This window comes from Oribacterium sp. FC2011, assembly GCF_000701645.1.
GTDB lineage: Bacteria > Bacillota > Clostridia > Lachnospirales > Lachnospiraceae > Oribacterium.
On sequence record NZ_JNJM01000022.1, the window covers coordinates 64,017 to 78,676 of the forward strand.

Genomic DNA, 14,660 nt, shown 5'->3' on the forward strand with positions numbered 1-14,660 from the left:
AAATAGATCTTTAACTATAGACATATATAGGCTGCTCGTGTAGAATGTATTGAGCAAAATACAATTGTACAAAAGGAGAATGTATACTATGAAAAAGCATATCATTTATACCGCGGCAGCACTGGCAGTACTTACATTGTCGGCCTGCGGTTCACAGTCAGTACCACAGGCAACAGAGGCTGTAACAACAGCGGCAGCAGAGGCGACAGAGGCTGCTGCAAAGGGTGAAACATTAAAGGGAGAGGCTGAGGGCTTCGGAGGTACAGTAACAGTAGAGTTTACAGTTACAGATGGCTCTATAACCGACGCGGTTCTTACAGGCGATAAGGAGACACCGGATGTAGGCGGTGCAGCTCTTGATACACTTAAGGAGCAGATTATCGCAGCAAACGGTCCTGAGATCGACGGCGTTTCCGGAGCAACGGTTACTTCTACTGCAGTTAAGAATGCTGTTTCAAAGGCTATGGGTCTGGAAGTTGAAGAGGCTGAAACCAAGGCTCCGGCTGTTTCTGCTCCTGCAGAGATCATACCTGTAGAAGGCGGCATTCAGATGGGACAGGTTATCACTGCTGCACATGGTAATAAGTGTTTCTCACAGGTTACCGCAGTAGTTAAGGATGATGTTGTTATTGCGGCTTACATTGATGAATATCAGTTTGGAGATCCTTCAGCCGTAACAGGAGTTCCTAACGGTACGGATACAGAGAATTTAGGCGCGGGCTTTGCTGAGGGTCAGATTCTTTTCAGCAAGAGAGTAAATGCTGATTATTACAGTAAGAATATGGCAGAGAAGGCAGGCAGCACTGTTCGTATCAATGATAATTTTGACGAGATACAGAAGTTTGCGGTTGGAAAGACCATTGATGAGCTTTCTGTATATAAGAATGATGATTCAGCTGTAGATGCAGTAAGCGGCGCAACACTTGCCGATACAGGAAACTATCTTGCAGCCATAGCTGAAGCTGCAAAGATCGCTCAGGGAACACAGGCTGTGGAGTTTAACGGTTCCAGCGAGGATCTCAAGCTCGATATGGCTATAGGTGCCGCACACGGAAACAAGTGCTTCTCAACAGCAGCAGTTCTTACGGACGGTGATAATGTTATCCTCTCATGGATTGATGATTTCCAGTTCGGAGATGCTTCCCAGGTTGAGGGTGTGCCAAATTCCGATGATACTGAAAATTTTGCAGCAGGATATGCCGATCCTCAGAATGTTCTTTTCTCAAAGAGAGTTAATGCTGACTATTATTCAGAGATGATGAACCAGAAGGCAGGTGCAACAGTACGTATCGATGAAAATTACAATGCTATCCAGAATCATGTAAACGGTATGAGCATTGCGGATGTAAAGGCACTATCCGAAAAGGATGATGCTGTAGATGCAGTAAGCGGAGCAACCCTTGCCGATACTGCAGGATACATCGGACTTATCGCAGAGGCTGCAAAGTGATTTGACACACTGAACTGTTGCCTGAGGTAAGACACCATTTCAAAAACTTTCAAAAAATCCTCTTGCAATTATTGGCGTAAAGTAGTATCGTATATCGAGCGTGCAATTGCTAAAATCAATTATGATTTTGCTTGACATAAAATAACCGGTTGGATATAATTTCTCGGTATGACGAAGGAGGTGTAAATATGTCAATTTGTCCTAAGAATCATTCATCTAAGGCTCGCAGAGATTCAAGAAGAGCTAACTGGAAGATGGGAAAGATGAACCTTGTAAAGTGTTCAAAGTGTGGTGCTCTTGTTATGCCTCACAGAGTCTGCAAGGCTTGCGGATCTTACAACAAGCGTGAGATCGTTAAGGTTGAAGACTGATCTTTGCCGATTTAATAAGAGATAATTAACCCTGAAGTGTTATGCTTCAGGGTTTTTTCTGTGTATGGAAATATTCAAAAACCGTTGAAGTTGTTAAATGGGAGCTACGTGGTATAATGACTTAAGTTGTTTCCCCGGGGTGCAGAGATACTAATGTGAAGGATTTTATTCATCACAATTTGTACCGCCGGCTGAAAAAGCCGGAATGGATATCAGTGTGAAAAATATTTACGAATTATCCCGGTACACTAAGGTATCGGAATGGAGTTTTTATGAAAAGGTTATTAACGGTGATCATGCTGCTGAGTCTGATGGTGACCGGATGCCAGAAGCATTCGCCTATAGTCTACAGTGTGAATAAGTCGGATGAGCTTATACAATATGAATCTGAATCTGCTGAGGAATCCAGATTCATGGAGTCCCTTGAGGAGCAGATAAAAATCGAGGAATCCGAAAGTGCGGCTATAGAACAGGCAGCTATATGGACTAAGAAAGTGCCGGATAAGACTCCGGTTAAAGTAAAGGGCGTCTACATCAGCTCAAAGGTTGCGGGAGCGGAGAAAATGAAGACCATCGTTGAGCATATAGATGCCACCGAGATCAACGCTGTCGTCATAGATATTCTGGAAGATAAGGGACATATCGAGTACAAAATGGGTGGTGAACTCATCGAATCCATCGGTTCGGTGCAGGAGACTATTCCCGACATCAACGCACTTATGTCTATGCTGAAGGAGCATAATATTTATGCCATTGCCCGTATTGTAACCTTTAGAGATCCGTTTCTTGAACAGGTTAAGCCGGAGTGGCTGAACCACAATAATGACGGTACTGTATTCCATGATGCCTCCGGCATGACATGGATCAATCCTTATAACCGGGAAGCCTGGGAGTATAAGGTGCAGGTGGCGGAGCAGTGCGCTGATGCTGGTTTTGATGAAATCCAGTTCGACTATGTGAGATTCTGTACCGAAAAGGGTATGAACAATGTGACTTATACCGATGAAGAAACCCAGGGTATGGACAAGACGGAGATCATCACCGAATTTATCAAGTTCGCTTCGGACAGACTGGCGGATAAAAATGTGTTTATGTCTGCGGACGTTTTCGGAACTATCATTGGATCTTATGTTGATACAATTTCGGTAGGACAGGACTATCCGGTTATGGCAAGTGCTGTGGATTATATGTGCCCCATGATATACCCTTCCCACTACGGAAACGGGAATTTTGGGCTGGATGTTCCGGACAAGCATCCTTATGAGGCTATACTTGGTGCCTGTAATGCTTCCAAAAAGGATCTTGCTCTGGAGGAGGTTGAGGGAGTACATCAGGCAAAGGTCCGTCCGTGGCTTCAGGGATTTACGGCTTCATACCTTTCGAGTTATCTCCATTATGGGCCTGAAGAAATAAGACAGGAGATACAGGCGGTCTACGATGCCGGATACGATGAGTGGCTTATATGGAACGCCAATAACGAGTATCAGTGGGATGCGTTTCTGTCTGCATGAAATTGAAAAGGTAAGAAATTGATATCCGGTTATATCAGCTATGAAGGATATTCTTTTGGAGACGTTAAAATCTTTGACGTAAGGATTCTTTCTGTTATAATTAGATTTCGTTGATATAAGTGCCTGTGCTTCACGAAGAGCAGACAGATATTGACTTTCCTGACTTATGATAAGTCGGGATGCCGGAAGGCAAAAAAGTTACTTCAACATGATTTCACAAGGGGAAATTGGTTATGCAATATAATTTTAAGAAAATCGAGCCTAAGTGGCAGACAAAGTGGAAAGAGGCTGATGCCTTCAAGGCAGTGGACTTTGACAAGCGTCCAAAATGGTATGGACTTGTTGAGTTCCCATATCCGTCAGGAGCGGGAATGCACGTTGGACATATCAAGGCATATTCAAGTATCGAGGTTCTTGCACGTAAGAGAAGAATGCAGGGCTACAACGTTCTGTTCCCTATGGGATTTGATTCCTTTGGACTTCCTGCTGAGAACTATGCTATCAAGACCAATACACATCCGCACATCATCACAGAGAAGAATATCGATCACTTCAAGGATCAGATGAGACAGGTTGGATTTTCTTTTGACTGGTCAAGAGAGATTGCAACTTCACATGCGGATTACTATAAGTGGACACAGTGGATCTTCCTTCAGCTCTTTAACAAGGGGCTTGTATTCCGAGCAAAGACTCTCGTAAACTATTGCCCAAATTGTAAGGTGGTTCTTTCCAATGAAGACTCACAGGGTGGTAAGTGTGATATCTGCCACAGTGATGTAGTTCAGCTTCCAAAGGATGTCTGGTACCTGAAGATTACAAAATATGCAGACAGACTTCTGGATGGTCTTGACGACGTTGAGTATCCTGAAAGCATCAAGCAGCAGCAGGTAAGCTGGATCGGACGTTCAACAGGCGCATTCGTTAACTTTGAGCTTGCAGATGAAAGCAATGGTTCGGTTCTCGATAAGCTTGAGATCTATACTACAAGATGCGATACCCTTTACGGAGTAACCTTCATGGTTGTTGCTCCGGAGCATCCTGCCCTTGACAAGTACAAGGACAAAATTACAAACTGGGATGAAGTTCTGAAGTATCGTGAGGACGCTGCCAAGAAGACAGAGTTCCAGCGTACTCAGCTTGTAAAGGACAAAACCGGCGTAAAGATTGCAGGTCTTAAGGCTGTAAATCCTGTTACAGGAAAGCAGATCCCTGTATTTATCGCAGACTATGTAATGATGGGCTATGGAACAGGAGCTATCATGGCGGTTCCTGCTCACGACCAGAGAGACTACGATTTCGCCAAGAAGTTCGGCGTAGATATCGTTGAAGTTATAAAGGGCGGAGACATCGAAAAGGAAGCATACACAGGCGACGGCGAGATGGTTAACTCCGACATCCTTAACGGATTCACAAATAAGAAGGATTCCATCGCAAAGATGCTTACAGTTCTCGAGGAGAGAGGCATCGGACACAAGGGCGTTCAGTACAAGATGAAGGACTGGGCATTCAACCGTCAGCGTTACTGGGGAGAGCCTATTCCTCTTATCCACTGTCCTGAGTGCGGAACTGTCGGAGTTCCTGAGGATCAGCTGCCCCTTACACTTCCGGATGTTGAGAACTTCGAGCCGGGTACAGACGGCCAGTCACCTCTTGCAAAGATTGAAAGCTTCGTAAACTGCACATGCCCTAAGTGCGGCGGAGCAGCAAAGAGAGAGACAGATACCATGCCTCAGTGGGCAGGTTCTTCATGGTATTTCCTGAGATTCTGCGATGCCAACAATGACAAGGCATTTGCCGATGCTGAAAAGCTTAAGTACTGGCTTCCGGTTGACCACTATAATGGTGGTATGGAGCATGTTACAAGACACCTTCTTTACTCAAGATTCTGGCATCAGTTCCTTTATGACCAGAAGCTGGTTCCTACACCTGAGCCTTATGCAAAGAGATCCTATCAGGGACTTATCCTTGGACCTGACGGAGAGAAGATGTCCAAGTCAAAGGGTAATGTTATCGATCCTCTGAACATCGTTGATACTTACGGTGCAGATACTCTTCGTGCATATGTTCTCTTTATGAGTGACTATACAGCAGCTGCTCCATGGAGCGATGAAGGTGTACGTGGTGTTAAGCGTTTCCTTGACCGTGTTGCGGGACTTACAGATATCGCAACTCTTGATAAGGAAGATGCAAGCCTTGAGTCAAAGCTTCACAAGACCATCAAGAAGGTTTCCGATGATATTGAGCGTATGAAGTTCAATACTGCCATTGCGGCTTTGATGACTCTTATCAATGACTTTACAAAGGCAGGCGCCATCACAAAGAATGACCTTCTTGTATTTATCAAGCTGCTTCATCCGTTTGCACCTCATCTTACAGAGGAAATCTTCGAGACTCTCGGAGGTGAGGGACTTCTTACTCTTGCTGAGTGGCCGGAGTATGATGAAGAGAAGACCAAGGATGCAGTCATCAACATGGGTGTTCAGGTTAACGGTAAAGTACGTGGAAATGTTGACATCCCTGCTGAAGGAGATCAGGATGCAGCAGTTGAGGCTGCGAAGGCTGATCCGCAGATCAACAAATTCCTTGAGGGCAAGAACATCGTTAAGGTTATCTTTGTAAAAGGAAAGATACTGAACTTTGTTGTAAAGTGATCAGGAGATGATTTATATTCTCCGGGAATTATAAACAGAGATTTAAGAATTTAATTAACCGGAATTTATAGTTTCGTGTTATGATTTTATCCGCCGCAGACTTTTGTTTGCGGCGGATTGTTTTAGTTAGAAAGAGATGCCTATGAGAGATAACAGCAAATTCAATTTTGATGAAGAACTGAAAAAGCTGCCGGCACTTCCCGGAGTATATATGATGCACGGTCCAAAGGATGAGATCATTTACGTAGGGAAGGCAAAGGTTCTGAAAAACCGTGTAAAACAGTATTTCCAAAAGTCCTATAAAAAATCAGTAAAAATCCAGCAGATGGTGAGTCTGGTGGAGAGATTCGAATATATAGTGGTAGACTCCGAACTTGAAGCTTTGATGCTGGAAAACAATCTCATCAAGGAGCATAAACCGAGATACAATACACTTCTTAAAGATGACAAAACCTATCCCTATATCAAGGTTACCTTTGAACAGTACCCGAGAGTTTTGAAGGTCAGGAAAAGAGCTACGGATAAAGGTAAATATTTCGGCCCCTATGCTTCCAATGATCAGGTAAATGAGGTTATCGATCTCATAAGAAGAACTTTCCACATAAGGAATTGCAACAAAGTTTTTTCGGAGGATGCACCCCTTGTCAACAAGTGCATGTACTATGATATCCACCAGTGTGACGGTCCCTGCATTGGCAGACAGAGTAAGGCTGACTATAAAATCCAGGTGGATAAGGCCGTAGATTTTCTTAACGGAAAATATGAGGATATAGTGAAGGAACTTCATCGCAAGATGATGCGGGCCTCCGATAATCTGGATTTTGAAACCGCCATGGAAATGAGGGATCTCATAAAGGCAATTGAAGCTGTGCAGAACAGACAGAAGATTGTGGCTTACGATTCCGGAGATCGCGACATCATAGGTATGAGAAGAGAGTTCTCGGACTGCATCGTTCAGATATTCTTCGTCCGGGACGGAAAGATCATAGGAAGAGACCATCAGTTTGTGGACATCGATCAGGAAGAAACCGATGAAGAGATCCTTAACGATTTTATAGAACAGTACTATAACGGAACCCCGTTTATCCCTCATGAAATATGGGTGCAGACTGAACTGCCGGAAAAAACCATACTTGAACAGTGGCTTACCCGCGAGAAGGGCAGAAAGGTAAGCATTGTCACACCTCAGATAGGCAAAAAGGAAAAGCTTGTTGAACTGGCTATCACCAATGCCGGAATTCTTATGAACCGATACAGACAGCAGTATCGTGAGCAGGATGCAAAATGTGCCAAGGCGGTTAAGGAGCTTCAGGACATAATCGGCCTTGAGAAGCCTCCAATCCGCATCGAGTCTTACGATATTTCAAATACCATGGGCGCTCTTAATGTCGGTTCCATGGTTGTATATCAGAACGGAAAGCCCAAGAACAATGATTACAGAAAGTTTCGTATCAAATCGGTTCAGGGGCCTGATGACTACGCATCCATGTATGAGATGCTTACCCGCCGCTTTGAACATGGCCTTAGTGAGATGAAGGATAATGCAGCCGCCGGAAAGGATAATACCATGGGATCTTTTTCGAACTTCCCGGATCTTATCTGTATGGATGGAGGCAAGGGACAGGTTAATGTCTGCAGGCAGGTGCTTGATGAGCTTGGCATAACCTCAGTTGAAGTATGCGGTATGGTAAAAGACGATCATCATAGAACAAGGGCTCTTTTGTATGACGACCGGGAGCTGCCTCTCAGCGAGAACACCGAAGCCTTTAAACTCCTCACCCGTATACAGGATGAGGTTCACAGATTTGCCATCACTTATCATCGTTCACTTAGGGAAAAGAGCCAGATAAAATCATTACTGGATGATATAAAAGGCGTGGGAGAGGTGAGAAAGAAGGCTCTGATGAAACGGTTCGGAGACATTGACCATATAAGAACGGCATCTTTGGAGGAACTTAGTGACTGTCCTTCCATGGATGATCATTCTGCGAGACAGGTATATGATTTCTTCCACAACAATCGATAAGAGACATAATGGGGCATTTGTGTTGAAAAACTGTTCATTATTCTTACATAAATCTGTCTTGTATTTAATGAAAATCACAATATACAAAAATAATTATTGTTGATAAGATGATGTGAGTAAAAATAGGATTTACTTCCTGCTGTGATTGCTGTAGCATTGTGAGATTGTCAGAGGACAGCACACATTGCCTGTATAGGCGGGAAGTATTACATACACGGAGATATTTTTTATGGCAGACAGATATATAGATAATGGAGGAAAGCGTCCGGCATCCAGGGCGCGCGGGCAATCCAGGGCCCGGGGTTCACAGCAGAGCGAACGCAGGAGCACTACTTCCCGGGTAAGCTCACAGAATAATGCAACAAGAAGTTCTAACAGTCGGTATAGCAGAAGACCTGAAAGAGAACCGAATTACGGCATTATAGCAGGATCTGCCGTTGCGGCAGTTATATTGGTGGGCGGACTGGTATTTGCACTTAAGGGTGGTATAGGCGGATCGTCTAATTCATCTATAGAAGAAACTACGTATGCGGTAGAAGAAACATTGGATCCCAACACAATACATGAGGATGTTTATCTTGATATCAGTTCTTTTGCAGAGGGTGCTCAGCTTTTAAATATCAATGGAATGAACCAGCAGCAGGTTAAGGAGGCTATAAAGGCTCAGTATACATGGAATCTGGTGGTTAACAATACAAATCCCCTGTTAAGTGAGTTCAGTATGCCGGATTTTTCTTCCGGTGAAAGCTCTTCAGAGACTGCAGCAGAGGCCGGAATACAGGCTGATAATGATGGAACTGAGCAGACAGTTGAAGTTAAAAATCCGTATTCGTCCATAACCATAAGACCTGAGGCATCAAGCTTCAATGTGCCTGACCTTATAGAAGTAAACCTTGATGAGATGATCACACAGATATTTGAAGACATTAAATCAAAGGAGTCTCAGGAAACCGAGGAGAGTTCTTCCGGAAATGAGTCGGAGAGCAGCACTGAGACAGAAAGCGTTGTTGCTGCGGACTATGCATTGGCACTTCCGGATTTCACCTCTCAGATAAATGACTACATGACACAGCTCGCCACTGTATGGAAGATGAATCCTAAAAACGGTGACATAACCTCTTATGATCGTTCCACGGGTGAATTTGTTTTCGGAGGCTCTGTTGACGGCTATGAGCTTAATGCTGAGACTACGGCTGCCAAAGTTATGGAGGCCATAAATAATCATAATTACTCATCTCAGATTGATGCTGACGGAAAAACGATTTCGGCTTCACTGGATTCAATCAAGGATAAGTACAAGATAATCGGATCTTTCACGACTAATACTACTTCGAATTCTATCCGTAACGGGAACATTAAGACTGCGGCTGCAGCAATAAACGGTACCGTTCTTCAGCCGGGAGAGGAATTCTCTTTCAATCAGATTGTGGGTCAGCGTACTGAGGAAAAGGGATACGGCGGAGCACCGGCCTATAACGAAGGTGAGGTTGTTACAGAGGTTGGCGGAGGTGTGTGCCAGGTTTCATCCACACTATATAATGCTGTTTTTCGCGCCGGACTTACCACAACCTACAGAAGATCGCACACATTTGCGCCTACATACGTTACTCCCGGAACGGATGCAACGGTTTCCTGGCCGGGACCTGATTATAAGTTTGTTAATGACTCTGATCACGCTATCGGAATCCGTACCTGGTACGAGAATCAGACTATGAATGCTCAGATTTACGGTGTAAGGGTTCTTCCTGAAGGCGTTTCATGGGAACTTGTCTCTGAGAAGGCAATGGATCTTCCTGTACCGGATCCTGTTATCATTACTGAGGGAACAGAGTCAGAGGGAAGTGCCGGTTCGGAATGGCAGGCGTATAAGATCATTCACAATGCTGACGGAACTACAGAGAAGGTCAAGGATCACTATACACATTACAGTGGTCACACACCTAAGAAATATTCGCCTGAGGTCGCAGCGTCTCTTGCTGCAGAATCAGCGGCGGCAGCAGGATTGACTGCTGTTACAAATGAAAACGGTGAGATAGTTTATGTGCCGGCAAGTGAATCGGTAGAAAGTACTTCATCATCTGAACAGTCTGAGCAGCCAGAACAGTCTGAGCATGAGGAGACTGAGAGACCTGAGGACAACAGCGAGCCCGATAGTGAGGAAGAGTCTGTACATGAGGCGCCTCCTGCGCCCGGTCCGGAAACAAATGCCGAAACCGTTCATGAATATATCGAGGGACCTGTTCCTGTAATGGGGGATTCTCTGAATGAAGGACTTATTGAGGAAGGCCCTGTAGTGGGTGGTTGAAAAACCGATAAATCTTAAAGACCGGATACCGCATGTCGTTGGAGACATGCGGTATTTTTTATACTTCATAATCCCTTGAAAAAACAGCGGATTACGGATATTCGAAATATGTCATGATGATTAGAAGAGCTGAAAATTACATTATCGGGGTGAAATAATTTTTTGAGCGGATCATATCGGATATTGTTTTTGATTTTGTACAATATATACTATAGTAAATCGCTAGGAATTGGCTCTTTTATGCATTTTTCTTGTATTTTTTCATGTACGAGGTCCTATTTCTTTGCATTTTACGGCGGAAATGCTATAATTTCCTACAGTATGATATCCTTTTTATTAAGGTTCATATAATAAAATCACATTCATGTAACGATTCATTTTTTAGGAGGAATTCTTATGGCAAGAAAAATGAAAACCATGGATGGTAATCAGGCTGCTGCACATGCATCATATGCATTTACAGAAGTAGCCGCCATCTTCCCCATCACCCCTTCATCAGTTATGCCGGAGCATGTTGATGAGTGGGCAACAGAAGGCAGAAAGAACATTCTTGGTGAGACCGTTCAGGTAACTGAGATGCAGTCTGAGGCCGGTGCTGCAGGTGCAGTTCACGGATCACTCGCTGCAGGTGCTCTTACAACTACCTTCACAGCATCTCAGGGTCTTCTTCTTATGATCCCTGATATCTACAAGGTTGCCGGTGAGCAGCTTCCAGGCGTATTTGATGTATCTGCACGTGCACTTGCATCTCACGCACTTTCCATCTTTGGTGATCATTCAGACGTTATGGCATGCCGTCAGACCGGTGCTGCTATGCTTTGCGAGTCTTCCGTACAGGAAGTCATGGACCTTACTCCTGTAGCACACCTTGCTGCACTTAAGGGACGCATTCCTTTCATCAATTTCTTTGATGGTTTCAGAACTTCTCACGAGATTCAGAAGATCGAAGAGTGGGATTATGAAGATATTAAGGATATGGTTGACTGGGAGTACATTGACGAGTTCAGAGCTCGTGCACTTAACCCTAACCATCCTGTAGAGAGAGGTTCAGCTCAGAACCCGGATATCTTCTTCCAGGCACGTGAGGCATCTAACCCTTACTACGATGCACTTCCTGCAATCGTTCAGGAGTACATGGACAAGGTTAATGCTAAGATCGGTACAGACTATAAGCTTTTCAATTACTATGGTGCAGCTGATGCTGAGCATGTAATCGTTGCTATGGGTTCTGTAAACGATACAATCGAAGAGACAATCGATTACCTTGCAGCTAAGGGCGAGAAGGTCGGTGTAGTTAAGGTTAGACTTTACAGACCGTTCTGCACAGACGCTCTTCTTAAGGCTATTCCTGAGACTGTTAAGCAGATCACTGTTCTTGACAGAACAAAGGAGCCCGGTTCTATCGGTGAGCCTCTTTACCTTGATGTTGTTGCAGCTCTTCAGGGCAGCAAGTTCCAGGGCGTTAAGGTATTCTCAGGACGTTATGGTCTTGGTTCAAAGGATACAACACCTGCACAGATCGTTGCAGTTTATAAGAATACAGAGAAGAAGAGATTTACAATCGGTATCAACGATGATGTAACATATCTTTCTCTTCCTATCGGACCTGCTCTTACAACTACTCCTGAGGGAACAGTTAACTGTAAGTTCTGGGGTCTCGGTGCTGACGGTACTGTAGGTGCTAACAAGAACTCTATCAAGATCATCGGTGACAACACAGACATGTACGCTCAGGCTTACTTTGATTATGATTCAAAGAAGTCCGGCGGTGTTACTATGTCTCACCTCAGATTCGGTAAGAAGCCTATCAAGTCAACATACCTCATCAAGAGAGCAGACTTCGTAGCTTGCCACAATCCTGCATACATGACAAAGTTCAACATGGTACAGGAGCTTGTTGACGGTGGTACATTCCTCCTTAACTGCGTATGGAGCAAGGATGAGATCGCTGATCATATCCCTGGCCAGGTTAAGAAGTACATGTATGATCACAAGATCAACTTCTACATCATTAACGGTGTAAAGATCGGTATCGAGACAGGCATGGGCCCTACTCGTATCAATACAATCCTTCAGTCAGCATTCTTCACACTGACAGGAATTATTCCTCCTGCAGAGGCTAACAAGCTTATGAAGGATGCAGCTCAGAAGACATACGGCCGTAAGGGTGAGGATGTCGTTAAGAAGAACTGGGCAGCTATTGATGCCGGTGCTAACGCATTCGAGAAGATCGAGATTCCTGCTGATTGGGCAAATGCACAGGATGAGGGACTTGAGTTCAAGGATAAGACAGAAGGTAAGAAGGAAGTTCTTGACTTCGTTAACAACATTCAGAACGCTGTTTCTGCTCAGGAAGGTAACGGTCTCCCTGTATCAGCATTCAAGGATTATGTAGATGGTACAACTCCTTCAGGAACTGCTGCATACGAGAAGAGAGGTATCGCAGTTAACGTTCCTCAGTGGAATCCTGATAACTGTATCCAGTGTAACTTCTGTTCATATGTATGTCCTCATGCAGCTATCCGTCCATTTGCTTATACAGAGGCAGAGGCAGCAGCAGCACCTGCAGGCGATCTTTTCAAGGATATGACAGGTATGCCTGGCTACAAGTTCGGTATCAAGGTATCTGTTCTTGACTGTACAGGTTGCGGATCTTGTGCAAATGTATGTCCTGGTATGAAGGGCAACAAGGCTCTCGAGATGAAGCCTATCGCACAGGAACTCGACAGACAGAAGTTCTTCGATTATGCTGAGAAGCTTCCTGAGAAGGACGAAGTTGTTGCTAAGTTCAAGGAGACAACTGTTAAGGGATCACAGTTCAAGAAGCCTCTTCTTGAGTACTCAGGTGCATGTCCCGGATGTGGTGAGACACCTTATGCTAAGCTCATCACACAGCTCTTCGGTGACAGAATGTACATTGCAAATGCTACAGGATGTTCATCAATTTGGGGTAACTCATCACCTTCTACACCTTATACAGTAAATGCTAAGGGCCAGGGTCCTGCATGGGATAACTCACTCTTCGAAGATAACGCAGAGTTTGGTTATGGTATGCTTCTTGCTCAGAATGCTATCCGTGGCAGACTTAAGAAGGAAGTTGAGGCACTTGCAGAGAAGGATGCATCTGTTAAGGATGTATGCCAGGAGTGGCTTGATACATTCTCAGTAGGCGCTACAAACGGTGCAGCTACAGATAAGCTTGTTGCAGCTCTTGCAGACAAGACTGATGATCTTTCAAAGGATCTTGTAAAGAATAAGGACTTCCTGTCAAAGAAGAGCCAGTGGATCTTCGGTGGTGACGGTTGGGCTTACGATATCGGATTCGGCGGACTTGATCACGTACTTGCTTCAGGCAAGGATATCAACGTTATGGTATTCGATACTGAGGTTTACTCAAATACAGGCGGACAGTCATCTAAGTCAACACCTACCGGTGCAGTAGCACAGTTTGCTGCAGCAGGTAAGGAGACAGGCAAGAAGGATCTCCCTGGTATCGCAATGTCTTACGGCTACGTATACGTTGCTCATATCAACATGGGTGGTGATATGGCTCAGACAGTTAAGGCTATTACTGAGGCTGAGGCTTATCCAGGTCCATCACTTATCATTGCTTATGCTCCATGTATCAACCATGGTATCAAGAAGGGCATGGCGAAGGCTATGGAAGAGGAGAAGCTTGCACTTACAACAGGTTACTGGAATAACTTCAGATTTAACCCTAACGGCGGTGACAAGAAGTTCACTCTTGACTCTAAGGAGCCGGATTTCACAGGATATCAGGACTTCCTTAAGGGAGAGGTTCGTTACCTTTCACTTGGTCTCAAGAACCCTGAGAGAGCTAAGGCACTCGATGAGCAGAACCAGGCTGAGTCAGAGGCTAGATATGCACACCTTAAGAAGTTGAACGATCTTTACAATAACTAAAATTATATAAAGAGAGTTTAAAAGAAGCCGGCGAAAGCCGGCTTCTTTTTGTTCTTTTTCTGTGATACTATTTAGCAATGAAAGATATTTAGTTAATAAACTTAAACTTCCCACATAAATAGTGGACATCGTACCTTGAAAACTCTATATTCTAGACTATAAAAATACAATTACGCCACTTTGTAATCACTTGTCAGAGCATCCTGCATATATTCAGGCAATCTGAAAAAGAAATCCTTATAGATTTCTTCAACCTGTTCGTCTGTGATATGAAGTATGTTCTTTATACTTGCAGTCATAGCCTCTACGAGTATGAAAAGAGAATGTTGGAATGTAATGTCTTCCATTTCCTGTAGCAGTACATAGAAGATTTCTCCTATCGTACGTTCGTCCTGATCTTTTCTTTGATATACAGAAAGATA

At 44.2% G+C, this 14,660-nt stretch carries 7 protein-coding genes and 1 pseudogene; 7 read left to right on the forward strand and 1 reads right to left on the reverse strand.

Features of this window, described 5'->3' with window-relative positions:
- Positions 1–88: 88 nt before the first annotated feature.
- From T357_RS0115050 to nifJ, 7 genes are all read left to right on the forward strand, one after another.
- Positions 89–1,450 (forward strand): FMN-binding protein, encoded by a 1,362-nt coding sequence (locus T357_RS0115050; protein ID WP_031554422.1) that lies wholly within the window; start codon positions 89–91, stop codon positions 1,448–1,450.
- Positions 1,451–1,638: 188 nt separating this feature from the next.
- A complete protein-coding gene (rpmF, locus tag T357_RS0115055; RefSeq protein ID WP_029200168.1) occupies positions 1,639–1,821 on the forward strand; it encodes a 50S ribosomal protein L32 in 183 nt (60 codons plus the stop codon).
- A 272-nt stretch (positions 1,822–2,093) separates the two neighbouring features.
- Positions 2,094–3,332: a putative glycoside hydrolase gene (locus T357_RS0115060; protein ID WP_031554425.1), complete on the forward strand. Its 1,239-nt coding sequence runs from the start codon at positions 2,094–2,096 to the stop codon at positions 3,330–3,332.
- 233 nt (positions 3,333–3,565) lie between these two features.
- Entirely contained in the window at positions 3,566–5,983 is a 2,418-nt protein-coding gene (gene leuS / locus T357_RS0115065; protein ID WP_031554427.1) for a leucine--tRNA ligase, read from the forward strand.
- A 136-nt stretch (positions 5,984–6,119) separates the two neighbouring features.
- Complete coding sequence (gene uvrC / locus T357_RS0115070) at positions 6,120–8,009, forward strand: excinuclease ABC subunit UvrC (protein WP_031554429.1); 1,890 nt, start codon at positions 6,120–6,122, stop codon at positions 8,007–8,009.
- A gap of 229 nt (positions 8,010–8,238) precedes the next feature.
- Entirely contained in the window at positions 8,239–10,314 is a 2,076-nt protein-coding gene (locus T357_RS0115075; protein WP_049962473.1) for a VanW family protein, read from the forward strand.
- A 396-nt stretch (positions 10,315–10,710) separates the two neighbouring features.
- Positions 10,711–14,238: a pyruvate:ferredoxin (flavodoxin) oxidoreductase gene (nifJ, locus tag T357_RS0115080; protein WP_031554433.1), complete on the forward strand. Its 3,528-nt coding sequence runs from the start codon at positions 10,711–10,713 to the stop codon at positions 14,236–14,238.
- Positions 14,239–14,408: 170 nt separating this feature from the next.
- Here nifJ and T357_RS21510 read toward each other — a convergent pair.
- Positions 14,409–14,660, reverse strand: a pseudogene (locus T357_RS21510) (IS4 family transposase); the annotation flags it as partial.

What these genes read in the sequence shown, in the direction of transcription:
- T357_RS0115060 (WP_031554425.1), top strand. Translation starts at nt 2,094, where the DNA reads ATGAAAAGGTTATTAACGGTGATCATGCTGCTGAGTCTGATGGTGACC.
- leuS (WP_031554427.1), top strand. Translation starts at nt 3,566, where the DNA reads ATGCAATATAATTTTAAGAAAATCGAGCCTAAGTGGCAGACAAAGTGG.
- nifJ (WP_031554433.1), top strand. Translation starts at nt 10,711, where the DNA reads ATGGCAAGAAAAATGAAAACCATGGATGGTAATCAGGCTGCTGCACAT.
- T357_RS0115050 (WP_031554422.1), top strand. Translation starts at nt 89, where the DNA reads ATGAAAAAGCATATCATTTATACCGCGGCAGCACTGGCAGTACTTACA.
- rpmF (WP_029200168.1), top strand. Translation starts at nt 1,639, where the DNA reads ATGTCAATTTGTCCTAAGAATCATTCATCTAAGGCTCGCAGAGATTCA.
- T357_RS0115075 (WP_049962473.1), top strand. Translation starts at nt 8,239, where the DNA reads ATGGCAGACAGATATATAGATAATGGAGGAAAGCGTCCGGCATCCAGG.
- uvrC (WP_031554429.1), top strand. Translation starts at nt 6,120, where the DNA reads ATGCCTATGAGAGATAACAGCAAATTCAATTTTGATGAAGAACTGAAA.